The organism is Rhizobium sp. USDA 3886 (assembly GCF_056279785.1).
In genome coordinates, this window is the sequence record NZ_JBWCDC010000003.1 from 253,718 (window position 1) to 278,015 (window position 24,298).

21 protein-coding genes are annotated in these 24,298 nt (G+C 59.1%); 14 read left to right on the plus strand and 7 right to left on the minus strand.

The window, feature by feature from the left end:
• Positions 1-27 precede the first annotated feature (27 nt).
• Positions 28-1,110, minus strand: coding sequence for an ABC transporter ATP-binding protein (locus tag ACZ9BX_RS24025; RefSeq protein ID WP_476220563.1), 1,083 nt, complete (start codon positions 1,108-1,110; stop codon positions 28-30).
• A gap of 268 nt (positions 1,111-1,378) precedes the next feature.
• On the opposite strand from ACZ9BX_RS24025, the gene ACZ9BX_RS24030 reads away from it, so the two are divergent.
• Positions 1,379-2,095, plus strand: coding sequence for a GntR family transcriptional regulator (locus tag ACZ9BX_RS24030; protein ID WP_476220565.1), 717 nt, complete (start codon positions 1,379-1,381; stop codon positions 2,093-2,095).
• Between the two features lie 61 nt (positions 2,096-2,156).
• Here the strand turns inward: ACZ9BX_RS24030 and ACZ9BX_RS24035 are convergent, their stop codons facing one another.
• Both ACZ9BX_RS24035 and ACZ9BX_RS24040 read right to left on the minus strand, forming a co-directional pair.
• The gene (locus tag ACZ9BX_RS24035) at positions 2,157-3,167 is read right to left on the minus strand and encodes an alpha/beta hydrolase (protein ID WP_476220567.1); all 1,011 of its coding nucleotides are present in this window, start codon (positions 3,165-3,167) and stop codon (positions 2,157-2,159) included.
• Between the two features lie 848 nt (positions 3,168-4,015).
• Positions 4,016-4,387, minus strand: coding sequence for a nuclear transport factor 2 family protein (locus tag ACZ9BX_RS24040; RefSeq protein WP_476220568.1), 372 nt, complete (start codon positions 4,385-4,387; stop codon positions 4,016-4,018).
• Positions 4,388-4,610: 223 nt separating this feature from the next.
• Between ACZ9BX_RS24040 and ACZ9BX_RS24045 the strand changes: the two genes are divergently transcribed.
• The 3 genes from ACZ9BX_RS24045 to uxuA all read left to right on the plus strand — a co-directional run bounded on the left by ACZ9BX_RS24045 (position 4,611) and on the right by uxuA (position 8,034).
• Positions 4,611-5,972 carry an APC family permease gene (locus ACZ9BX_RS24045; RefSeq protein WP_476220570.1) on the plus strand — a complete coding sequence of 454 codons (1,362 nt, stop codon included), beginning with the start codon at positions 4,611-4,613 and terminating at the stop codon, positions 5,970-5,972.
• Positions 5,973-6,084: 112 nt separating this feature from the next.
• Positions 6,085-6,807: a GntR family transcriptional regulator gene (locus ACZ9BX_RS24050; RefSeq protein ID WP_132558643.1), complete on the plus strand. Its 723-nt coding sequence runs from the start codon at positions 6,085-6,087 to the stop codon at positions 6,805-6,807.
• Between the two features lie 39 nt (positions 6,808-6,846).
• On the plus strand, positions 6,847-8,034 hold the full coding sequence (gene uxuA, locus ACZ9BX_RS24055; protein ID WP_476220572.1) for a mannonate dehydratase: 1,188 nt from the start codon (positions 6,847-6,849) through the stop codon (positions 8,032-8,034).
• 625 nt (positions 8,035-8,659) lie between these two features.
• Here the strand turns inward: uxuA and ACZ9BX_RS24060 are convergent.
• Positions 8,660-9,733 carry a helix-turn-helix domain-containing protein gene (locus ACZ9BX_RS24060; RefSeq protein ID WP_476220573.1) on the minus strand — a complete coding sequence of 358 codons (1,074 nt, stop codon included), beginning with the start codon at positions 9,731-9,733 and terminating at the stop codon, positions 8,660-8,662.
• Between the two features lie 315 nt (positions 9,734-10,048).
• Between ACZ9BX_RS24060 and ACZ9BX_RS24065 the strand changes: the two genes are divergently transcribed.
• The 4 genes from ACZ9BX_RS24065 (at position 10,049) to ACZ9BX_RS24080 (ending at position 15,599) form a co-directional block, all read left to right on the plus strand.
• Positions 10,049-11,599, plus strand: a complete 1,551-nt coding sequence (locus tag ACZ9BX_RS24065; RefSeq protein WP_476220574.1) for an AbgT family transporter — start codon at positions 10,049-10,051, stop codon at positions 11,597-11,599.
• A gap of 38 nt (positions 11,600-11,637) precedes the next feature.
• Positions 11,638-12,849, plus strand: coding sequence for a M20/M25/M40 family metallo-hydrolase (locus ACZ9BX_RS24070; RefSeq protein WP_476220575.1), 1,212 nt, complete (start codon positions 11,638-11,640; stop codon positions 12,847-12,849).
• Between the two features lie 94 nt (positions 12,850-12,943).
• Entirely contained in the window at positions 12,944-14,779 is a 1,836-nt protein-coding gene (locus ACZ9BX_RS24075) for an SLC13 family permease (protein WP_476220576.1), read from the plus strand.
• A 163-nt stretch (positions 14,780-14,942) separates the two neighbouring features.
• Positions 14,943-15,599: an AI-2E family transporter gene (locus ACZ9BX_RS24080; RefSeq protein WP_476220577.1), complete on the plus strand. Its 657-nt coding sequence runs from the start codon at positions 14,943-14,945 to the stop codon at positions 15,597-15,599.
• Between the two features lie 338 nt (positions 15,600-15,937).
• Here ACZ9BX_RS24080 and ACZ9BX_RS24085 read toward each other — a convergent pair whose 3' ends face one another.
• On the minus strand, positions 15,938-16,456 hold the full coding sequence (locus ACZ9BX_RS24085; protein ID WP_087001078.1) for a DUF1269 domain-containing protein: 519 nt from the start codon (positions 16,454-16,456) through the stop codon (positions 15,938-15,940).
• A gap of 217 nt (positions 16,457-16,673) precedes the next feature.
• Here ACZ9BX_RS24085 and ACZ9BX_RS24090 point away from each other — a divergent pair, with 217 nt between their 5' ends.
• The 4 genes from ACZ9BX_RS24090 to ACZ9BX_RS24105 all read left to right on the plus strand — a co-directional run bounded on the left by ACZ9BX_RS24090 (position 16,674) and on the right by ACZ9BX_RS24105 (position 20,998).
• On the plus strand, positions 16,674-16,979 hold the full coding sequence (locus tag ACZ9BX_RS24090) for a hypothetical protein (protein WP_132559046.1): 306 nt from the start codon (positions 16,674-16,676) through the stop codon (positions 16,977-16,979).
• Positions 16,980-17,114: 135 nt separating this feature from the next.
• A complete protein-coding gene (locus tag ACZ9BX_RS24095) occupies positions 17,115-18,728 on the plus strand; it encodes an alpha/beta hydrolase (protein WP_476223020.1) in 1,614 nt (537 codons plus the stop codon).
• A gap of 86 nt (positions 18,729-18,814) precedes the next feature.
• Positions 18,815-19,330 (plus strand): YbaY family lipoprotein, encoded by a 516-nt coding sequence (locus ACZ9BX_RS24100; protein ID WP_476220578.1) that lies wholly within the window; start codon positions 18,815-18,817, stop codon positions 19,328-19,330.
• Between the two features lie 462 nt (positions 19,331-19,792).
• Positions 19,793-20,998: a M14 family metallopeptidase gene (locus ACZ9BX_RS24105; RefSeq protein ID WP_476220580.1), complete on the plus strand. Its 1,206-nt coding sequence runs from the start codon at positions 19,793-19,795 to the stop codon at positions 20,996-20,998.
• A 12-nt stretch (positions 20,999-21,010) separates the two neighbouring features.
• On the opposite strand, the gene ACZ9BX_RS24110 is transcribed toward ACZ9BX_RS24105, so the two are convergent.
• On the minus strand, positions 21,011-21,265 hold the full coding sequence (locus tag ACZ9BX_RS24110; RefSeq protein ID WP_476220582.1) for a hypothetical protein: 255 nt from the start codon (positions 21,263-21,265) through the stop codon (positions 21,011-21,013).
• Between the two features lie 315 nt (positions 21,266-21,580).
• Between ACZ9BX_RS24110 and ACZ9BX_RS24115 the strand changes: the two genes are divergently transcribed.
• A complete protein-coding gene (locus ACZ9BX_RS24115) occupies positions 21,581-23,371 on the plus strand; it encodes a methyl-accepting chemotaxis protein (RefSeq protein WP_476220583.1) in 1,791 nt (596 codons plus the stop codon).
• Positions 23,371-23,850 (plus strand): chemotaxis protein CheW, encoded by a 480-nt coding sequence (locus ACZ9BX_RS24120; protein WP_476220584.1) that lies wholly within the window; start codon positions 23,371-23,373, stop codon positions 23,848-23,850. The genes ACZ9BX_RS24115 and ACZ9BX_RS24120 overlap by 1 nt, the downstream gene beginning before the upstream one ends.
• 122 nt (positions 23,851-23,972) lie before the next feature.
• On the opposite strand, the gene ACZ9BX_RS24125 is transcribed toward ACZ9BX_RS24120, so the two are convergent.
• Positions 23,973-24,128: a hypothetical protein gene (locus tag ACZ9BX_RS24125; protein ID WP_476220585.1), complete on the minus strand. Its 156-nt coding sequence runs from the start codon at positions 24,126-24,128 to the stop codon at positions 23,973-23,975.
• Positions 24,129-24,298 lie beyond the last annotated feature (170 nt).

Sequence of the window (24,298 nt, forward strand, 5' to 3'; positions counted from 1 at the left end):
TCAGTTCCCCTTTTTTCGATAGCTAAGTCATGCATGGCCGAGGAGGACTGCATCCTCCAGGGCCCAACTCAGAGACACCGCATCGCCGACCGATACGGGTTTGGCGAAGTAATCGCCGTCGCTCGCGATGACCGTGAAGTCGTCGCTGCCCGCGCCGATTGTGGTGATCTTCACCGAAGCGCCGCGATATTCGATGTTGGATACGACGCCGTGGAAGCCGAGCGTCTTTTTTGCTGGCGCTTCGAGGCGGACACGATCGGTGCGGACGCCGATATCGACAGCCTCGCCCACCTGCCTGCCCTCACCGCGCACGGAAAATGTCTGGCCTTCCGGCCCCTTAAATGTGATCACGCCAGCTTCGGCAGAGACGATGCGGCCCGAAAGAACGTTATGGTCACCCATGAAACGGGCTACGAAAGCCGTTGCCGGGCGCTCGAAGACCTGGCGGGGTGCTGCCGCCTGTTCGATCTTGCCGTCATTCATGATGACCATGATGTCGGCCAGCGCCATCGCCTCTTCCTGGCTGTGCGTCACATGGACGAAGGTTATGCCGAGCGTCTTTTGAAGTTTCTTCAGTTCGGCGCGCATGCGGATCTTCAGGAACGGGTCGAGGGCCGAAAGCGGCTCATCAAGCAGCAGCGCTTCCGGATTGGTGATCAGCGCACGGGCCAGCGCCACGCGCTGCTGCTGGCCGCCGGAAAGCTGTGCCGGACGCCTGGTCGCGTAGGCTTCCATCTGCATCAGCTTCAGCATATCCAGCGCCTTGGCCCGGCGCTCGTCCTTCCCGATCCCCTTCATCTTCAGGCTGAAGGCGACATTGTCGACAAGGTCAAGATGCGGAAAGAGCGCATAGGACTGGAACATCATCGCCGTGCCGCGCTTGGCTGGAGGAAAGTCGGTCACGACCGTGTTGCCGAGGCGGATATCGCCGGAGGAGATGCTTTCATGGCCGGCGATCATGCGGAGCGTCGAGGTCTTGCCGCAACCGGAAGGGCCAAGGAAGCAGCAGTACGATCCAGCAGGAATCTTCAAGCTGATGGCGTGCACAGCGGTTGTCGCGCCATAAACCTTCGAAACGGACGCTATATCGATTTCTGCCGCTTTCAACATCACGTCTTCCCCTGTTCGAGAAAGACGATGCATCCGCCGTGCCAGTTTCCGTCGCCGGCATCAAAACCTTACGAATCCATCGGGATTTGGCAAATCCATCGAGGCGGTTCATTGCGTGGCATTCCGCGACCTGCACAGGAAATAGGCTCTTGTCTGCAACTTATGCAGATGATCGTATACAATTTGACCCGTATTTTGCTTGCAAATTCCGTTTAACTTTTCTCCCGAAGCTGGCTATCATTGTGACGATTCTTAGGTATCCGATTTCATGAAGCCCACCTCCTCCGACGCAGTTCTGCCGGCAGACGATTCAGCCGAGACGAGCACCCAGCAAATTCGCGACGCGATCCGCGATGCAATCATCGAGCGACGGCTTTCGCCAGGCACGAAACTTTCCGAGGGCGATGTCGGCAATCTCTTCAACGTCAGCCGCACGCTTGCCCGCGCCGCGCTCCAGGCCCTGTCCTATGAGGGTCTCGTCAGCGTCGAGAAGAACCGTGGCGCCTTCGTCGCCTATCCGTCCCCGGAAGAGGCTCGTCAGATCTTCGCTGCCCGCCGGCTGGTGGAGCCTGGAATTCTGCGCGAAGCCGCCGCGCGCATTACGCCTGCGCAGATCCAGTACCTGAAGCAGCTCTTGCTGGAAGAGGGCCGCCTGATGGGCGAGCGCGGGCAGACCGCAAGGCGCGCCGAAATCAAGGCCTCCGGCGATTTCCACCTGATGCTCGCTTCGGTCTCCTGCAATGCCATCATGCAGCGCTTCATGGAGGAACTCATCGCCCGCTCCTCGCTGGTCATCGCGCTCTACGGTCAGTCGACCGTATCAAGCTGTGGCCATACGGAGCACGGCGACATCGTTACGGCTATCGAGCGCAAGGATCTCGACACCGCCTGCCGCCTGATGGTGCACCATATTTCCCATATCGAAGCCGATCTCGACCTCCGCGAACGCAAAAGCTTCGGGTTAAAAGAAGCCTTTGCAATGTAGGATCCAGCCAGCCTGGCGGACGAAGGCGAATACCGGCTGTCGGAGCATCGCCAACTCGGCTTCACTGCGGTGGCCTATCGGCGAAATGAGCCATGGCAAATTCCGCCGCATGCTGATTGGATCTCCTGGCTTGGTCGAGCCAGAACGGAAACAACGAGGCCTCATGGAACAGGCCCGGCACGACGTCCAGCCGCGCATCGACGTTTGCAGCCTTCAGCTTTTCGAAGAGGCGCTGAACATCCCCCCGCAAAGCCTCCTTGTCGCCGACCTGCAGGAGGATCGGAGGAAAACCTGAATAATCGCTGTTTATCGGCGACACGGTTTGAAGCGAGGGGCTCCCCTTCCCCGCATATTCCTTCCCCACCTGCTGCAGCCACTCGCGGCCGACGGAAACCTCGTCTTCGCCATGCGCCGGAACCGCCGCACCTTCAAAATCGGCAACCGGGCTGATAGCGATCACGGCAGCGGGCTTCTCGCCGTTCGTGGCGATCTGGCGAAGAGACATTTGGAGCGCTAAGGTTCCGCCGACGGAATCTCCGATCACCACAATGTTCGCCGCCTCGTAGCCGGATTCAAGCAACCATCGAAATGCAGTGACCGCATCCTCGACCTGGCTCGGAAAGCGGTATTGAGGCAAAAGCCGATATTCGATCAACAGCACATCGGCAGACGACGCCTTCGCGAACGACGCAGCGATGTTGCGATGGCTACGCAAGGAGCCGCCATAAAAGCCTCCACCGTGGAGAAAGAGGATGGCCCGTTTGCCAAGCGGGTGGTGGAGGCGAGCGGGCCAGATCAATTCGCCCTCAACGCCATCGGCATCGACCTGGCGTATCTGCACGCGGGTTGGCTCAGGCGTAGCCCGCATCGCCTCCTCGAAGCGCTGCCTTCGATCGCGAAAATCGGTCTTGTCATCGACAAGCCGCGTGATGATTTCCTTGGCGCGTGATCGCGGATCCGACTTTGTTGCGCTGGCATTGTCGGCGCGGGCAATGCCGATCATCGGTGACGATGCCAGAAGCAAGCATGCCATCGCCCTGCCAGCCAAACCGGTTTTTGATCGCAATGCCATAAAGCTCCTCTCCATTCTCGCCTCGCCTGAATATCAGTGGGGTTCGCCAAGACTGTAGCGGCAATTGCTATCGTGTAAAGAAAGGGCAGCAGTTGCGAGGAGCATTATCCCAAGCCTGCCGCAAGGTCCCCTCAGGCCACTGGCGCCAAGTCGACGATCAGTTGTGCCCATAGTATTCTGCAAATTGGGAGTCACGGCCGCTGGCATTTTGGCGGACGGGCGCGGCGGCTGGTCTGAGCATGGGATAACCGCGGTCTTCCCTGCCGCGTCCGATCAATCGTGTCAGTCAGCGGTTATCGCCGCTCTATCCCAGGTTTCGGCGCGCTGCATCAACGACACCATGATCCACTTGCGCAACGAAAAGCCCGACGCGGGAGGAGATGCGCCGGGCTTCGATCGTGACTGACAGCTTGGGAGGAGGAGCGCTGCCCGTCGGACCGAAGCGGCTCGGGAGGAGGTGAACCGCTTCGGATCATCATAAGCTAATGCTGCAACGCAGCAAATTCAAGCCCCGCGGCTGCGCTGATGTCGCACACCATGAACGGAATCAGAAATGCCCGGGCGAGCCAGCCTTGCGACTATCGCATCGCAATCGGGCTCAGGCCCACGGGTTGTTCGCCGAGATCTTGCCGGACGTGTGGGTCCTTAGCCGAGGCCGGTGGCGCGGGTCATTCGCGCCCTCTCTATGATAGCAGTCGCGATGCGTGTCTGAAGGCTGCCGTAGAGATATCTGGGCGGCGCGCTCGTAAGTTCTGTAGGCACGGCCCACTGAATGTCCGCATTGCTCTTCGAAAGCGTCCGAATTGCTACAACGTCGCGAATTGACGCCATGGGTCAACAGCGGACTCTCACTCCACGATTTTCCAATACGAGTCCTTGCGAATCACCTTGCCGTCGCGAAACGTATAGAAGTCACAGCCTCGGACTTCCATTCTCGTGCCTTCGCGGGTGGTGCCTGTGAGGGTCCATTTTGAGACGCCCGTATCGGCAGACGACTCCACAAAATGCTCCACGTTGCCGTAGTGGACGTCAGGCAGGCCTTCAAAGCGCGTCGCCAGCGCTTCTCTTACGCTCCTTTTGCCCTCGCAACGAGAACCCCAAGGCTTACTTCCCCGCGGCATCTCCAAGATACAATCGTCAGAAAAGAACGCCATGACGCGATCAAGGTCGTGCGCGTTGAAGGCCTCACATAGCTCCATCAGCGTCGATCGAATGTCCATCGTCCCGTCTCCGCTCGTGAGCGCCCGATCTCCGAAATAGGTCATTACCGGCGGAGCCGTAGGCATCAGCACCGGGCTTGCGCCTCCAGCCGCTAAGCCAGCCTCGCGGCAAACTCCAACGCTCAACGTACCGCTTTTCTCCCTTAATTTCCGCTCTAGTTGCCAACAGGGCAGAGCCTGACGCTTGAATGCGGTCGGGGCCGTACAGCTAAAAGGAGGGTGCATGAGCGGGATACCGTTGGAGACGCTGCCAGAGCAGCCGGAATTAAAGCGGGTCATGGGACCCGGTCTGCTCTTGCTTTTCATCGTCGGTGACATTCTTGGAACGGGCATTTATGCGTTGACCGGACAAGTCGCCAAAGAGGTGGGCGGTGTCGTCTGGCTGCCGTTCCTGGTTGCTTTCGCCGTCGCGCTGCTGACCGCCTTGAGCTACCTCGAACTGGTGACGAAATATCCACGCGCCGCCGGTGCGGCACTCTATACGCACAAGGCTTTCGGCATCCACTTCCTCACCTTCCTCGTCGCCTTCGCCGTGATGTCCTCGGGCATAACTTCCGCGTCAACGGCCTCCCGTGCCTTTGCGGCCAACTTCTCGACAGCCTTCGGCTTCGATTTCGGCGGCTATGGCGTGACCTTCATCGCCATTGCCTTCATCTCGCTCGTCGCGGCAGTCAATTTCCGCGGCGTCGGCGAGAGCGTCAAGCTCAATGTGCTGCTGACAACGGTCGAACTCACCGGCCTTTTGATCATTATCGGCATCGGCTTTTGGGCAATCGCCGGCGGACAAGGCGACGTTTCCCGAGTCTGGACCTTCCAGCCGAGCGGCGATCGCGGCGTTCTCTGGTCGGTCATCGCGGCGACCACGCTCGCCTTCTTCGCCATGGTGGGGTTCGAAGATTCGGTCAACATGGCCGAGGAATGCAAGGCACCGAGCCGGATATTCCCGAAGGTGCTTCTGGGTGGCCTCGTCATCACCGGCGGCATCTATGTCCTCGTCGCCATATCGGCGATCACCTTGGTGTCCGCTGCCGAACTTGGCGAAGGCGAAACACCGCTCTTGAAGGTCGTGCAGGCTGGTGCGCCGAATTTCCCGATCGGCATTTTCGGTATTATCACGATGTTCGCGGTCGCGAATTCCGCTCTCATCAACATGATGATGGCAAGCCGCCTGATTTACGGCATGAGTCGCGAACAGGTTCTGCCGGAAATGCTCGGGAAGGTCCACGCCGCCAGAAGGACGCCGTATGTGGCAATCGGCTTCACCACGCTGCTTGCCGTCGCGCTGATCATGTTCGCGGGCGGCGTTCCGGCGCTCGGCGGCACCACAGCTCTGCTGCTTCTCTGCGTCTTTGCGGTGGTCAATATTGCCGTGCTGGTGCTTCGACGAGACAGCGTCGGACACGCGCATTTCAAAGCACCTATGATCGCACCGGTGCTGGGCTCAATCACCTGCATCTTCCTTGCCGGACCATGGACCGGCCGGGATCCGGTTCAGTACCTGATCGCTGGCTTCCTTCTCGGCCTTGGCATCGTGTTGTGGTTCGTAACGGTCGGCATCATGCGCGTCAGCGGTCAGGCCGCCTGAGCGAAGATCAATGCACGAGTTGCTGCTTTGCGCCGCTCCTCTTCGGTGCCCTTGGCAACAGAATTGAATTGATATACTAGTATGCACAACGACATCATGTTCAGGCAATGCCATGCGGCAGGCATCCAGCTTCGAAGCCATCGACTTTCCGGCTCTTTCGGAAAGACCAGCGAAGCTGCGCCGCGTGACGGCGGCGGATGCGATTTTCGAAAGGCTTTATGCCGACATCGTTTCGCTGCGCATGCCGCCAGGAATGGCGCTTCAGGAAAAGCGTATAGCTGAGGAATTCGGCGTCAGTCGCACGCCTGTGCGCGAAGCGCTGCTTCGTCTTTCGGAAGGCGGCCTTGTGGATATCTATCCGCAGTCAGGTACCGTTGTTTCACGCGTCCCCGTATCGGCGATTCCCGAAGCCGTTGTCGTTCGCAAGGCGCTTGAGAGCACGACCGTCGAAAGGGCTGCCCGAATTGCCCAACTGCACCACATCGCCCGGCTCGATGCCATCATCGCACGACAGAAGGCACTTGCCGTCGTTGGCGACGTGTCCAGCTTCCATGAAGAAGACGAGGTCTTTCACCAGGCGCTAACCCAGATCGCCGGCTACCCTGGTATCTGGACCATCCTGAAGACGGTCAAGGTGCAGATCGACCGGGCGCGGCGGTTGACGCTTCCGGCCTTGGGCCGCATGGACAATGTGGTTCCCGAACACATCGCTATCCGCGATGCGATCGCAGCCCATGATATGGAAGCCGCCCGCGACGCCATGCTTCACCACCTGAGCGCCGTCATCCCGGACGTCGCCGAGCTTCGCACGCGCTATCCCGATTATTTCTGCTGAAGCAGCCCATAAGCAACGAGACAAACAAGGAGGAAACAGATGCGGCAAGGTTGGAGATGGTTTGGGCCCGAGGCGCCCGTCACTCTGGACGAGGTGCGCCAGACGGGCGCAACGAACATCGTGTCCTCGCTGCATCAGGTGCCGATCGGCCGCGCCTGGACGGAACGCGAAGTCGGCGACCGTAAGTCCATGATCGAGAATACGCCGCCTGGCCGTTCGTCCCTCACATGGTCTGTCGTCGAGAGCATTCCGATCCCCGACGCAGTCAAGCGCAAGGGTGGCCAGGCAAAGGCCGAAATCGACGCATGGATTGCCAGCCTTGAGGCCGTCGCCGCTTGCGGCATCTCAATCATTTGCTACAATTTCATGCCGGTGGTCGACTGGACACGCACCGAACTCGATTACGAAATATCGACAGGCGCAACCGCCATGCGCTTCGACCACGAACGCTTTGCTGCCTTCGACCTCTTCGTGCTGCACCGTCAAGGCGCCGATAAGGAATACTCGGCGGAGGACCAGAAACGCGCCCGAAAAGTCTATGAGACGATGCCGGAAGCGGAGATGGCTGAGATCACCCGCATCATAACCTCGGCACTGCCGGGCTCAACCACCGAGCCTCTGACCATCCCCGGCTTCCGCGAAAAGCTTGCCGCTTACGCCGGCATCGACGCCGCTAAGCTCCGCCAGCACCTCATCGAGTTCCTGCAGGCCGTCATACCTGCCGCCGAGGCGCGCGGCGTCAAGCTCACGCTGCATCCGGACGATCCGCCGCGTTCGCTCTTCGGGCTGCCGCGTATTGCCTCGACAGCCGAGGACTATGCCGCCCTCTTCGAGGCTGTACCATCAGAAGCAAACGGCATGTGCTACTGCACCGGCAGCCTCGGGGTGCGCGCCGACAACGACCTGCCGGCGATCGCCCGCCGCTTTGCCTCACGTATCTACTTCGCGCATCTGCGCGCCACCAAGCGCGAAGGCGATGGCCGCTCATTCCATGAGAGCGCGCATCTGGAGGGCGACGTCGATATGGTCGCGGTTCTCAAGGAACTCGTGACTGAGGACCGCAAGCGCAGCTCGAAAGACGAAATCGTCTTCCGCTCCGACCACGGTCACCGTATGCTCGACGATCTCAACAAAACCGTCACGCCAGGCTATCCCGTGATCGGCCGCATGCGCGGACTGGCGGAACTGCGCGGCATCCTGCACGCGCTCGATGCCAAACCATCTTGATCGAGAAGGGACCTGTGCCAGACCGGCATGGTCCTCTCCATTTCTTTGATCGGCGAAGGTTGCTATAGCGCGGGTGGAGGCGCCCCAAGAGAAAGTCAAAAAGGCTGGCGCCTGGCTTAGCAAAGCCATCGAGGTTGCGCGCGGTTTGCGTTGCCACCGTTCCGAAGGGGCGAGACAACCGTGGACGTGCAAGGCCTTGCCGTTGGTGTGGGGCAGCGCGAGAAGGGCGAAAAGCCCATCTTGCGCGCCAATTCGACTGCGGCGAGCGCAACCTTCGGATTGAAATGCGCTGTGAAGGCACTTGTGCTGGATCCATGCAGAACGCCTGCTCCAGAAACCGATGCCGGCGACACCGAAACAGAAACGGCAGGCCGCGGCGACACATGATCTCGTCTGGCGCCTTTGCAGGGCGCTGAAGGTCAGGAAACAAGAGCCTTCGCCGCATTCATCAGCGGGTTTCGGCGCAGGTTCGTGATTGCCTCGCATTCGCCATCTTTCGATTTCGGGCCTTGGGAGGACGCCGTGCCGGCAAGTTCGTCTGCCTAGCCTTGGGCGAGGGATAAACATTCATCCGGGAGCGGTCCAATTCAAACGAGGTACGATCGGCATCCGCGAACGGGCCGGACTAGGCGACACCACGAAGGGCCTGGCAGAGCGTAAGCGGGCCTCCATCCCGAAGACTCTTCTCGCGCTGAACATGGAAGACATCCCGGACCCAGCCGACCTCCCGCGCCTCTTTTGGCGTCATTCCAAACTCGTGTCTGAAGGCCCGGCTGTATGCGGAGGGATCATCAAAACCCCATTCCTCCGCGATATGGAATATGGCCCGGACGTCATTGCTATTGGAGATTCCCGCACGCGTCCGGACCAGACGCTCATGCCGGATATAGGCCGCCACACCACCCAGCGGCTCGAATAATCGATATAACCGCGAGCGCGAGACACCTAGCTCGCTGCAGATCACCTCGGCAGTGAGCGAGTGGTCGGCAAGTCTCGTGTTTATCAAGCGCTTGGCGCGTTCCAGGACCACCGCCCCGATTGGTCTGTGAGCGTCTACCAGCCGATCTCGCGAGGGAGCTAGACACGCGATGATAAGGTTCCTCGTGGCCTCGACCACGTATGGCACCTCTGCCATGGTGACGCCGGCCAACGATCGCGCCAGAAGCACAAGGTAGTCGGCGAGGAGATGGCCCAACGCGCCCTCGATCTTCCTATGGAGCAGGCTCTCGAGAGTGGACGTCGGGACAAACCCGTCTGACGGAAGAAAGACCGATAATGCACCCTCATCTTCCACCATAACCTCGAACGGTTTAGCCAGGCATCGAAGATGGGGCAAGGTCTGCCCTCCAGCGGCGCGCGTCAGGGGCCGGACCGGCAAGCACAGATACCAGTTATCCAATGCAGCCTTCTTCACGTGCCGCCATTCGTGGGCATAGCCTTTTCCTGGCAGGACAGTGGAAACAACTAGCATCGAACCGAGCATCCAGACCTTCAGTCGGGCGGGAAAGGAACCGTCCGCGCTCTTGCAGAATGTCAGATCAGCGACGCCAACGTGAGCGTTCCTGAATATCTCGAACTGGTTGTCACTGGGAAACGATTGGGTACTCACATCTATCGAGCAAGCGAATTTGTGATCAATATCTCGCTCGGCATCCGCCTCTAGCATGTTATCCATGACAATACCTTCGCCGATGTCCACGAAAGATTATTCCATTTCAAACCTGAGTAGCAGTATCATTTTTATATAACAAACCACAACCACTACGGAGGTATCTTCAGGTCGTGATATCGCGCTGCAGCTGCATTTCCCCGCACCGCGCTGTTTGCCTACTTCGCGTTTCTTGTGGCAGCAGCGTCGCCCACTGTGGGATCTTTTCGGGACACCTTGCTCAGGTTGTGGATTCTGCGCTCACGACTCTGCGGCTGCTCCAACTAAGATGAGTTGTAGTTCGTCCGTGTCGGCGATATCGGCGTTGCGCCTCGCGCTGCGGGGCTGAGGGGTAGGAGATCACCCATGTCCACGGCGGGAGCGGCTCCAAAAACCGTTATGCAGAGATTCCTCGACGGGGTCGAAAAGGTGGGCAACATGGTCCCCCACCCCGTCATAATCTTCCTCACCCTCATCGCCATAGTGATCGCGCTGTCGGCCCTTCTGGGAGCTTTCGGCACCTCGATAACCTTCGAGCGGATCAATCCGGAAACCCATGAGATCGAGGCCGCCACGACTTCGATCAGGAGCCTGCTGAACACCGACGGCATCCGTTTCATGTACGAGTCGCTCATCCCGAATTTCATGGGCTTCACCGCGGTCGGACTCATGATAGCCGCGATGATCGGCGCTGGCGTCGCCGAGGAATCCGGCCTTGTGACGGCGCTGATCCGTAAACTGGTGATCGTATCCCCGCGCTGGGCTCTGACCTACATCCTTGCTTTCGTCGGAATCATCGCCAGCGTTGCGGCGGACGCTGGTTATCTCGTTCTTATTCCTCTTGCGGGCATCGCATATCTTGCTGTCGGGCGTCACCCCCTTGCAGGTCTCGCCTTGGGCTTCGCCGCGGTCGCAGGGGCATTCACCGTCAACATGCTAATCAAGCCGCTCGACGCAGTCCTTGTCGAGTTCACGAATGACGCCGCCCACCTTGTCGATGCGACCAGATCGATCGGGTTGGCGTCCAATGTCTGGTTCTCTATCGCATCAGTTCTGTTCCTGACCGTAGTGATTGCCTTCATTTCGGACCGCGTGATCGAACCGAGGCTTGGCACTTACATCCCCGACCAACCAGCGGACGGTGAGCGCCCGGGCGAAGGAGCGGTACTTTCTGAATCGGAATCACGGGGGCTGCGGTTCGCGTTGTTCGGCCTGATTGGCCTCGTGATCGTGTTCTGCCTTCTGACGCTCCCCAGCGGCGCACCGCTGCGAAACGCCGAAACGGGCGAGCTTATCGGCAACTCACCCTTTATGAACGGCCTCATCGCGCTGATCATGCTGATCTTCCTCGTCTCCGGCTGGTGCTACGGTATCGGGGCCGGGACCCTGCGGACGCTCACCGAGGTCATCACGGCGATCGAGAAATCGATAAGGAACCTTGGCGGCACGATCTTCCTGTTCTTTGTGCTGAGCCAGTTCGTCGCCTACTTCACCTATACCAATATGGGCACCGTCATGGCCTTGAGCCTTTCCGGAGCGCTGCAAGCCGCCAACATCGGAGCACTGCCATTGCTCCTCGGCTTTATCATCGTCGTGGCGATCATCGATCTCCTGCTGACGGGTGCGATCGCCAAATGGGCGATATTCGCACCAGTCTTTGTGCCCCTTCTGATGAAGCTCGGAGTAGAGCCGGAGGCGGTCCTAGCCGCCTACCGTGTAGGGGATTCTCCGATGAACGCCATCACTCCGCTGAATGCATACTTCGCGTTGGTCGTAGGTTTCGCCCAGAGGTACGACAAGTCGGCTGGCGTCGGGACCGTTGTATCACTGATGCTGCCTTACGTGGCTTCGATGTTCGTGTTGTGGACCTTGCTGTTCGCGGCTTGGAAGATGGTGGGACTTCCGTGGGGGCTATGAGAGCGGCCTGAGCGTCAAAAATTTACTCGCATCAATGGATGGACATGATGGACAACCCCTCGATTCCCTTAGACAGGGCTGCTGCCGAAAAACACCTCATGCGGTTCCTCTCCGTCGAGGGCGTGACAGGTCATGAGGCAAACATCGCGTCAGCGGTCATCGAAGCTCTGAAAGCTGTTGGCGTTCCTGAAGCGGATATCCGCTTCGATGACGCCAACGATAGGATTCCTTTGCCAACGGAAACGGGGAACCTGATCGTCGATCTTCCGGGAACCCGGCCCGGCCCTCGCCTGCTATTCTCCACGCATCTCGACACCGTCCCTTTGTGTGCGGGGGCAAAGCCACGACGTGAAGGCGACCGTATAGTGTCGGACGGAACAACCGCTCTCGGTGGCGACGCGCGTACAGGAGTAGCGCTTCTAGTGGTGGTGGCGGAGATGCTGATCAAGCATAACCTCCCGCACCCGCCAATCACCCTCCTGTTCACCGTGCGCGAGGAGAGCGGGTTGCATGGCGCGCGCGAACTCGATCCCGCCGTCCTCGGCGGATCGGTGATGTGCGTCAACGTCGACGGCCAGCTCGCATCGGACCTCATCATTGGAGCAGTAGGGCAGGAGAACTGGGAGGTAGAAATCCAGGGAAAGGCGTCCCACGCCGGCGTCGCTCCTGAGAAGGGTATCTCAGCGACGCTCGTGGGAGCTCTTGGCCTTGCCGAGGCCCATGCGGCAGGCTGGTTCGGGAAAGTCGAGAAACCCGATGGTCGCGGCACAAGCAACATCGGAGTGTTCGGGGGGAAAGACGGCAAGCCCGCTGGCGACGCCACCAACGTCGTCACCGACTATACGTTCCTGAGAGGCGAGGCCCGCAGCCCGGATCTGACCTTCGCGATGATGATCGCCGAGGGATACAAAGCCGCTTTCGAGAAGGCGAAGAACATCGTGAAAGACCACAACGGAGCGACTGCCCGCGTGAGCTTCGTCCACAAAATCGCGTACCCACCCTTCAAGCTGGATGAGGATGCCCCCGTCGTAGTTCGTGCAGCAAAGGCAATGAAGTCGCTGGGTCTCGAGCCAAACTACTTGTTCTCGAACGGGGGGCTCGATGCCAATTGGTTAGACAAGCACGGCATCCCGACAATCACGATCGGCGCGGGCCAAGCGGAAATCCATACCGTGAACGAGTACGTTGACCTCGCGGAGTACGAGAAAGGATGTCGCCTTGGCGTGCTGCTTGCAGCGATGGCGGACTAGCGAGATCCATCCGGCGACGAAGACGCTCGCGTGAACACCGATCAAATTTTTTCGCGGGAACCGTTTGACGGAGTTTAGCAAAGGAGCCGAGCTATTGAGTTCGATCGCCTATATCGCCGCCATCGTCGCCATGGCCGTTGTTCTGTTCGTGTGGAACAAGCTGCCTGTGGTTCTGGTCGCAATGATGACCGCCCTGGCGCTCTGGGTGAGCGGTGTGTTGACGATTGAGCAAGCACTCGGAGGGTTCGGTGATCCTGCTGTCATCTTCATAGCCTCGCTCTTTGTGATCAGCGCAGGTCTCGAGGTGACCGGAGTGACGGCTTGGGCGGGACAGCTTCTGATCCGTGGAGCAGGCAAGGAAAGCAGGTCCCGCCTGTTGCTGCTGACCATGTGTCTGGTCGCCCTCCTCACTGCGCTCATCAGTGTCAACGGCGCCGTTGCCGCGCTGCTACCCGTCGTGGTGGTCATCGCGGTGAGGCTCAGGCGGTTTTCGTCACAACTTCTCATGCCTCTGGTATTCGCCGCTCATGCCGGATCGAAGCTTGCCCTCACGGGCTCTCCGGTGAATGTGCTGGTATCGGACGCTGGCGGCGACGCCGGCATAGGTGAGTTCGGCTTCTTCGAATTCGGGCTTGTCGGCGTTCCCCTGCTGGCCGGAACTATGGCGATAATCATCCTCTTTGGCCGCCAGCTGCTGCCGGAACGGAACGGGGCGGCGATGCCAGCTGACTTCAGCCGACACGCAAAGACGCTGGTTGAGCAATACGGACTCGAGAGCGGGATCCATCAGATGCGGGTGCGGGCGCGCTCGCCATACGTTGGCGCAGCAGCTTCGTCTGTCGATGTCTCCAGGGCCGCAAGTCTTCAACTGGTTGCCGTGCAGGACGGTGAAACAAGCGCCCCTCTGACGAGAGCTGCTATCGCCGAAGGAGACTACCTGCTGGTGCGGGGAGACAACGAGGCTGTTGCTGGTTTTGCAGCCGAGATGCATCTTGCATTCCGGGAGAAGACCGAATCCTCCAGCGGAGAGGAAATGCTCTTCAATCGCCGATCCGGCCTCGCAGAGGTGGTCATTCCGCCCCGATCAGGCCTTATCGGCACGAAGGTCTTCCCTGGTATGATCACGGAAAGCGGCGATCTTATCGTTCTTGCCGTCCAGAGGGGCGGAAACGAAATCGACGCCGAGGCCGGGGGCGCACGCTCAGGCGGAACGACCTTGCAGGCGGGAGATACCATGCTGCTCCAAGGAACCTGGAAGGCTCTGGATGTGCACCTCGACGACCCCGACGTCCTGGTCGTCAGTTCGCCGGAACTCGTCCGGCGTCAGGCCGTTCCGCTGGGTCCGGGAGCATGGCAGGCCATCGTCATTCTGATCGGAATGGTGCTTCTGCTTGCAACCGGAATAGTACCCCCGGCTGTCGCAGGTCTTCTGGCTGCTGGCACGACAATCCTCGCTGGAATTATGACGGTCGAGCAGTCGTATCGGGCGATCGGATGGACTACCGTGATTCTCGTCGGAGCCATGATGCCGCTCTCCACAGCGATGGTAGAAACGGGAGCGGCAAAGCTTATGGCCGAGCAGCTTGTTGATCTCGTCGGCGACGCTGGGCCAATCGCTCTTCTTGCTGGTCTCTTCTTCATGACCGCCGTGCTTGGGCAACTCATCAGCAACACGGCGACAGCCCTCATCGTCATTCCCATCGGCGTAGCCGCAGCGACGGCCATGGGCGTGTCCCCTCGCCCGGTCCTTATGAGTACGTCAGTCGCGGCAGCGGCAGCATTCCTGACCCCGATCGCAACACCGACAAACCTGATGGTCATGGGACCGGGGGGGTATGCGTTCAGCGATTACTGGAAGCTCGGCCTGCCTCTGATGATGTGGTTCTTCGTCGTCTCGGTATTCATCGTTCCTCTCATATGGCGCTTCTAGGGCCGGAGCTCCTGCCGCCATAGCCTCGGTTTATCCCGGAGTTGCCCACATGCCGCCGATTATCCCTCGAGGTGCCCGATGACTGAACGCGCTCCGGCGGCTATCCCGACCATCCTTACAGCGATCGCCACGACAACAGCCCTTTATTTCGCGGACGTTCCTGTTGCGGGCACTGCAAGGAATATCGGCTCGGCTGAACACCATGGTCGCGTTCGGACTCGTAGTTCTCGTCTATGTCATCCTCGGACTTTTGGAGGTGTCCGACTTGGGAAATCGGATCCGTAGGTTGGCAGACAGCCGAAACGCTGCTCACATCATCAAAGGCTTCGCACTCTCTTCATCGAGGATCCGACGCTACCTTCTCATCAGGACGATCATGAGCGCGGCGACCGGGCTGGCAGTCTGGGCATTTGCCACTGCATTCGGTCTGCGATTGGCCGCCGAATGGGGAATAGTCGCGTTCACCCTGAACTATATCCCGTTCATCGGTCCCTGGATCGCGACGCTCCTTCCGACATGCTATGCCCTTGCTCAGTTCCAGTCCCCGCAGTCCGCGCTGGTCGTCTTTGCATGCTTGAGTGCTGTACAGTTTGTGATAGGGAGTTACATTGAGCCAAGAGTGGCCGGAAACACGCTCGGCATCTCTCCGTGGCTCGTCCTCTTTTCCGTCTTCCTTTGGACGTTTCTCTGGGGAATATTCGGCGCGTTCATCGGCGTGCCCATCACGATTGCGGTCCTCGCGTTCTGCACCCAGTTCGCCTCGACCAAATGGATAGCGGAACTACTGGGCACAGAGGGGATGACAGACAGCAGAACTTGAACGCAGCGGAAGTTCGATCCGCCGCCGAGCAGTCCTGTCAAACCGATGTCTGCGAGGAAAGAGAAAGAAAACCAGCCAACGCCGTGTTGCATGGCGCGATGTCAGCATTTCGAATGTGATCGACTGGGCTCTCCCGATCCGGAAAGCCTAGCGTCGGCAAAGGAACAACAACTTCGCAAAGCAAACCGATCAGCGGCACAACGCCTCTCGGGAGGCACGCCTCCAGTCTTCGATCGACCGGCGGCCATGGCTCCTGCAAACCCGCACACCATCTCAATACCAACAGCAAGAAGGGAATCGGCGGGCAACACGACATAGGCCTGCGACAGAGGGCATCCTCAGGTCGCAGTAACCTTGTCACTGCTGATAGCGGTCGCCTGCTGTAGCGCCTCGCGCAGCACCTGTTCCTTCTGCTCGTCGAGCGATGTCTGTAGTACCACGCCCCCATGGCCCTGGATTTGCTTCAGAACCTTGTCGCCCGTCATGTCCTGGACGAGCAGGAAGAGGGCGGCGTTGCCCGGTTCGATGCTTTCAGCCAGCCGTCGCATGAAGGCGTCGTTGATGCCAATGTCGCTCAGGGCCCCACTGATGGCTCCGGACATAGCGCCGACCGCTACGCCTACCAGCGGGTTTAGGAAGAGAACGCCGATCAGCATCCCCCAGAAGCTCCCCGAGGCGGCACCGGTCGCGGTAGTATTGATGAGCTGATTGAGTTTGATTTTGCCAGATTCGGTTTTCGTAGCTATAACGGCGTCGCCGAGCTTGATGATGTATTCCTGCTGCAGCCCGAGCAGGAGCTGGCGGACCTCTTCAGCCTTTGATTCGGTGGGATAGACGATCACGATCAGGTCTGACATGTTGCCTCCTTCGCTAGGTTGATGTTCTATTCGTCGCGCACCCGGCCTTTGCGGTTGCTTTTTCGCGGATCATAATCGTCTCGTAGCAGCAGTCATGAGCCGAGAATCCACAACCTTGACGTTCCGTCCCCAATTCATGGAGCAGGTCGCCGTCTTCCTTGACAACCCACAGTCTCAGAGAATGATGCATCCATCGGCACAATCGATGGAGGCCGCGATGGGCAACTTTGTTGTCGCCAAGCTGTGCCTGGCACTGATCCTGATGACGTTCGTCACCCAGCCCGCGTTCGCGCAATCGGTGGATGTCAATATCCGCATAGGGACAAGTCTCAACAATGGCAGGTCAATCACCTGCTCCCAAGGCGAGAGGCTACTTCGCCTCCGGGGATTCCGCGATATCAGGCGCATCGATTGCCGGGGACGCTTCTTCATCTACCGGGCCTGGCTCGGCATAAGACGGTTCGAGGTCGCATTGAACTCGCGCGATGGGCGGGTGGTGGATATGCGGCCGATCAGGAGATAGTAGCTTCCCCACGGCCACGCACGGCGACCTATGCTCGTCGTGGTATGCCATTGAGGCGGGGAAGCGACTATCCAGAAGGTGTCTCGATTGCCCCAATTGATCGAAAGGCTCAAGCTGCACTCCCGCGTGGGAGCGATGATGGCGCTGTTGTTTTTCGCCGGATCTCTGACGCCCAGCATGATACCGAGAACCGACCTCATTCAGGGAGTACTATCGGGGCTAGCGACAGCGCTCGGGTATGGCATCGGACTTTCGGTAGCCGCGACTTGGACTTTCCTCCAGCTTCCAGCGGCGAAGGTGCGGACTGCGCGCGTGATAGCTACGGCGGCCGTCCTCGCATGCGCGGTAGCCGCGCTTGCGGCTCTTTGGAAAATGCCTGATTGGCAGAACTCCGTCCGGCTGTTGATGGAACTGGAAGCAGTCGAGACTGGCAGCCGACTACGGACTGCACTGGTGGCGGCTCTTGTTTTTCTAATGCTTGTCCTTTTGGGACGTCTCTTCACGTTCTGCTTCGTACGAGTCTCGACGACATTCAAGCGCTTCGTTCCCGTGCGGATTTCCTATGTGATCGGTGCGATCGTCGCCACAACCTTGTTCTGGTTCGCCGCCGAAGGTATTCTCTTTAGGGTGGCGTTGAGGGCGATGGATTCCTCCTTCCAGGAACTCGATGCTCGGATGGAGGACGACATCCCCCGCCCCACACAACCGGGAAAGACTGGAAGCCCGCCGTCTGAGGTGTCATGGGACGATCTGGGGCGGCAGGGACGCCGGTTTGTTTCGTCGGGGCCTACCGAGGCTATGATCCGGGACTTCTTCTACGGCGAAACACTTGAGCCGATCCGAGTCTATGTCGGAATGAATTCTGCCGGAACCGCAGAGGAACGGGCGGAGCTCGCCCTGCGGGAGCTCAAGCGGACTGGCGCATTCGAGAGATCGGTATTAATCATTGTCGTTCCGACCGGGACTGGGATGGTCGATCCAGCCGCTCTTGATACGGTGGAGTACCTTCATCGAGGCGACGTGGCGAGCGTCGCCGTTCAGTATTCCTACCTTGCAAGCTGGCTATCACTCCTCGTCGAGCCCAACTACGGTAGCGAGACAGCCGTGGCCTTGTTTCGCGCAGTCTACAACTACTGGATCACGCTTCCACGCGACGGCCGCCCCAAGCTCTATCTCCACGGACTAAGCCTTGGTGCCATGAACTCCGAGCTATCGGCCGATCTGTACGATATTATTGCCGACCCGTTCCAGGGCGCTCTGTGGAGCGGGCCTCCGTTCCCGAGCAGAACCTGGCGGTTCGTGACGAACGGCCGCGATCCAAGGACACCGGAATGGCTCCCGCGGTTCCGCGGCGGCTCGGTTTTTCGATTCACGAACCAGAAGAACTCATTGGATATCCCCGGCGCCGTCTGGGGGCCGATGCGGATCGTCTACCTCCAATACGCCAGCGACCCGATCACCTTCTTCGACACTGCCACATTATACCGGGAGCCGGACTGGCTTCGTCCACCACGAGGCCCCGACGTCTCGACGGAGATCGCGTGGTATCCAGTCGTCACGATGTTGCAGCTCACGGTCGACATGGCAATCGCGACAACGTCGCCAATGGGCTACGGGCACGTATTCGCCCCGGAGCACTACATCGACGGATGGGTGGCGGTGACCGATCCGCCGAACGTAACAGCCGACGACATCTTGCGGCTGAAGACATTCTTCGCCAATCGCCGAACCGGACGCGGAACCGAGTGACAGGACGAAAGTCGAAATAAGGAGGAATCAGGACATGGGACCGTTCGGTAGGTGGTATGCTCGGGTTGATCGTGCCTTGTATCTGCATGTCTCCTTTCCCAGGGTCCGCGTCCGACCTCAGGATTTCCGGGGAAGCGTTCTATCGGGAACGCATATTGTTGCCCGACGACGCCACGTTGGTGATGGGACTCCTTGAACTGTCGGGGTTGTCGGTGCTCGGCGCGACCACGGTCTCGCCGTCCGGCCAGGTACCGATCTCCTTCACGTTGTCAGTTGCTTCCGATCAGGTTCCTGCAGGACGCAACTATGGACTTCGGGCGCGGATCGTAGCCGACGGCAAGATCTGGTTCACGAGCGATGTCCTCTTGCCGCTCGATTCCAGGAATGAGGAGAAGCAGCCGTCGCTTCTCCTTGTTCGCCACCACGACGAGCCTGATTCCTCCACCTCAGCGGCATTGCCGCTTGGCACCACCTCTGCAACTCCAAGGCCGAATACAAGCCTGACACGCCGCGGCTTTGTCGCCGGCACTGGAGCATCCCTTGCGACGATGGCGGCGTTGGGCTTCCCCCATGTCTATTTTTTGCGGCGCCGATGGCATTGACCGGTATCAAATCCGCTTCCAATCCTGCCGTAACCTGAGGCAACTATGCCGCGCGCCTCGGTCATCCCGGCGACGCTGGCTACATCGGGCGATAGGCCGCGAGAAGAGAGCAGCGCTTTGAAGAATATCGTCTGATGTAGGACGAGACGCACAGTTTTGGAATTCTGAGCCAATGGCAGGGCGGCCAGAAGACGCTATCTTCAACGACTGAAACGGAACTGATTAGCGTTGACTATCCCATTGCTGATTATCCGGATGGTAGGTGGGAAGTAACAGAACAACAACTGCGGCGGTGCGCTGCTTGCGCTCACATATGCAGGCATCGTGAGCTGTCCTCAAACTGTAGCCACGATCCACCGGCTATTGCAAACGGGGTCCAGGCATTGCCATTGCTCAGATGTCGATCGAGCTGGAAATTTAAGTGTCCGTCATCCTAACCTAGATTTAACAAAGGACTTCATCATGTCGGGCAAATCCAAAAAAGGCCTCGACCGTCGCGATCTGCTAATAGCATCCATCGCCACGGTCGGCGCCGCGGCCACTCTCGCATCCCACGCTGGCTCGGTTCAAGCACAGGACGCAGCGGCCTCGTCTGCCGACGCCGCATCCGGTGGGTCTCCAGGAACGGTCTATACCGGCGAAATGATCCAGGGAAAAAAGGTCGTCAGTGCGCTCGACGTCGACGACCTGGAACCCGGGCAGAAGCACCTCTTGTATTTTCAGGGCGTGCAGATGCCCACCGGACAATACTGGTATGTGTCCGTGACGGTCGCCAAGGGGGCGAAGCCGGGCAAGCGCGTCGTCATGACCAGCGGCGTGCATGGCGACGAGATGAGTTCCATGCATACGGTCCAGACCGTGATGAACCAGCTCGATCCGGTGCAGATGTCGGGCACGGTGATGGCGGTTACCGACGTCTCCCGCCCGGCCATCGAAGGCATGCAGCGCAGATGGCCCAATTTCGGCAGGGGCAACGATCTGATCGACATGAACCGGGAATGGCCCGGGAACGAGAACGGCGCCACCGCGCCCAGCCGGCACGCCGGGCTCCTGTTCAACCGGCTGCTGCGGCCGAACGCCGACACCGCAATCGACTTCCACACCGGGACAAGCGGTTTCGATGTCACCGCATTCAACATCGGCGGCATGGACGTGCCCGAGATCAAGGCGATGTTGGAACTCTACCCAGTCGGCCAGATCTTCGACAGTCATGTGTATCCCGGTGTCCTTCACAACGCTTTTGTCGACGCGGGCATCCCGGCCTTTTGCCCGGAGATCGGCGCTGCACGGGTCTTGGACCTCGAGATGGTCTCGCTGTTCGTGGAAGGCACGATGAACGTCCTCAAGCATCACGGCATCATTGCTGGGCCTATGGGACGCACAGGCAAGGACGTGAGTGTTTTTATTGGCAACAGTGCGTTCCCGATACTGGCAACAGAGGGTGGGATCGTCGAGCACCTGGTCAAGCTCAACGACAAGGTCGAAGCCGGGCAGAAGGTGGCGATCCAACGCAACAGCTTCGGCGAGGTTGTTGCGGAATATACAAGCGGCGTTGCCGGAGAGGTGACGGGCCAGCGCAGCGACGCAATGTCCGAGCCCGCCAACCCCCTTGTATTCATCCTTTTCCACAAGCCGCCGCCGGAGGGCGTCGAGGCTTACCCTGAGTGATCTTAAGCAGTCTCACCGCGGCAAAGCCAACCCGGTCGGATGGTCGAGCCCAGCGACCTTGCGGAAGTACAGATGGATCGAAGCGCCCACCGAGGCGATGATCAACGGGTTTCGGCGCCGGTTCGACCGGATATTCAACACTGCGAAACCGACCTGCGGGCTTTCGTCATCCGGAGGAAAATCTCCGGCGACACCATAAGCATTGACGGTCGCATCGCCCGCGATGTCATCGCTCGGTCTGATGAAGACATGCCAAAAGCTCGGCATCTCGTGTTACCCCTTTCGCATGGCGAATTCGGCGTTCGTTTCCTTGAGCTCCAGCTGTAATCCAACTCACCCTGTTTTTGCGCCTGTAAGTATATCAGGTTGAGTAAAACTTGACCCACTGCGCTTTATGATTGTCGTCAACTTGATAGTGTGCAAGAATTACTGGATTTGTGCGAACTTTGAGCACTATCATTCGAATATTCACATATCTTAAACTCCTTCATCGGAGAATTGGCACTATCAAGAATGATGGTCGCTCGTGGCTTGCCGCGTGAACCTCGCTTGCCCGTCCAACCACAGGCTTTGGGGGAATAAATGTTAGGATTAGGCGCCGGCGCTGACGCAAAGGCCATTCTCGAAGCGATGAGCAAGTCTCAGGCGATCATCGAGTTCAAACTAGACGGCACGATCATCACCGCGAACGAGAACTTCTGTCGGGCGCTTGGTTATCAGCGGTCCGAAATCCTTGGCCAGCACCACCGCCTTTTTGTCGATCCGGCGGAAGCCGCCACCTCTGACTACAAGGATTTCTGGGCAAAGCTCGCGCGTGGAGAATTCGACCGTCGCCAGTACAAGCGGATTGGCAAGGGCGGTAAGGAGGTCTGGATCGAGGCCTCCTACAATCCGGTATTCAGCGGTGGAAAGCCCTATAAGGTCATCAAATTCGCGACCGATATCACCGAACGGAAACTGAAGAGTGCTGAAGATGCCGGCAAGCTCGACGCGATTTCGCGTGCGCAGGCGGTCATCGAGTTCACGCCAAAAGGCGATATTCTCAACGCCAACGAGAACTTCCTTCAGGCGCTGGGCTATCAACCGTCAGAGGTCCTGGGCAAGCATCATTCGATGTTCTGTGAGCCAAGCTTCGTAAACAGCGAAGAGTATAGGCGCTTCTGGGCAAGGCTTGCTGGTGGTGAATTCATTGCGGACGAATTCATGCGCATCGGAAAAGGTGGTAAAAGGGCCTATATCCAGGCTTCCTACAACCCCATCTTCGACATGAACGGCAAGGTCTTCAAGGTCGTGAAGTTCGCGACCGACGTCACCACACGCGTGGGCAACGTCGACGAACTCGCAAGTTCCCTGAAGGCTCTGTCGGAAGGCGACCTGATGCAGACCCTCGCCACACCTTTCCTGCCTTCGCTGGAGAAGTTGAGAGTAGACTTCAACGAGGCTTCTTCCAAGCTTCGTGTCACACTGCAGACGGTCTCCCAGAACGCCGGCGCCATTGCCGCTGCATCGCAACAGATCCAATCAGCCTCCAACGATCTCTCCAAACGCACCGAGCAACAGGCCGCTTCCGTTGAGGAGACCGCTGCGGCGCTTGAGGAAATCACAACGACGGTAACCGACTCCAGCCACCGAGCCCAGGAAGCCGGCCAGCTCGTGCGCAAGACCAAGGAAAATGCCGAGCACTCGGGCAACGTCGTCGGTCAAGCGGTCGAAGCCATGGGCAAGATCGAGAAATCGGCAGGCGAAATTGCCAACATCATCGGCGTTATCGATGAGATCGCTTTTCAGACCAATCTTCTGGCGCTCAACGCCGGTGTTGAAGCAGCCCGTGCAGGCGACGCCGGCAAAGGCTTTGCTGTCGTCGCACAAGAAGTTCGCGAGCTTGCCCAGCGTTCCGCCAAGGCGGCAAAAGAGATTAAGGAGCTGATCAATACATCGAACGAGCATGTAAAAAGCGGGGTCGCATTGGTCGGCAATACCGGCAAGGCATTGCAGGAAATCGTAACACAGGTCGTGCAGGTGGATGGCAACGTCGGCGCCATCGTCGAAGCCTCCAAGGAACAGGCAACGGGCCTCAAAGAAATCAACACGGCCGTCAACACGATGGATCAGGGCACACAGCAGAATGCGGCCATGGTTGAGGAAACGACTGCGGCCGCCCACAGCCTCGCCAGGGAAGCAGAGCAGCTGTTTGAGCTCCTGGAACAATTCAATATCGGGACAGGAGCGACGACACATCGTGCTGCGCCGGCTGCGATTAACCAGCATTCGCGCCCTGTGGCATCGCCAGCTCGCCGGATGACGGCCAAAGTAGCCCAGGCATTCAACGGCAACGCGGCGCTCAAGGGCGGCGACAGCTGGGATGAGTTTTGATGTCGCAGATGGAGCCTTCGATCAGTCTCGATAACAAGCAGATGGAAATAATCGCCTTCCGGCTTCAAGGTCAGGAGTTCTGCGTTCTGACCAAGATCATCCGCGAGATTCGCGGCTGGTCACCCTCCACTCCGGTTCCCCGCTCCCCCAGTGAAATGCTTGGAGTGATGAACCTGCGCGGCGTCGTGATCCCGATCATCGATCTGGCGACCAAACTTGAAATGATGCCGACCGTCCCGAACGAGCGGAGTGCGATTATTGTGGCAGAGATCCACACGATGATCGTCGGATTACTGGTTGACCAAGTCTCCGACATTCTGACGGTCAAGGCGAGCCAGATTCAGGCAATCCCTGAAGTCGTCACTTCGTTTGATCGTGGCTTCTCCGACGGAATCATTACGCAAGAGAACGGGATGATCTGTTTTCTCAATCTGGCCCAGATGTTCCGCGCTAACGATGCAGAAGCCTACGCTGCGTAGGCCGGCTTTTGGGAGGGGAACTGGTCAGGTCATCCCGCGCCCAAATTTCGGGCCAGTCGGCCGCTTGTGGATAAAGCATCGTGCAATGACCCCGGTCGCTTCAGCAAAAACAATCATTTAGCCTACCGATCGGCACCGTAACCCCATGCCGATTTACAGTGAATAACGAGAACCGCCGTGAAGCCCTTTTCCTGATTGGCAAGCGCGCGGCTCTTCAGCCACTGATCGAGCGTTGGCTTTCCGCAGGAGAATTCGGAAACGTCATGCGCGGCAGTCATCGGCCCAGGAGCCGATAAGGACAATGGTCTCATCGCCTGCAACGTAGTCGGGCTCCCAAGGCGCGGGTCGCTTGACCAATTCCACCCTCCCAGGACCGGAGCAGCCGGGGTGGAAAGAACCTCCACGAAATCGGCGAGTCCTTCGGGACCCATGCGGATCAGCAGCACCT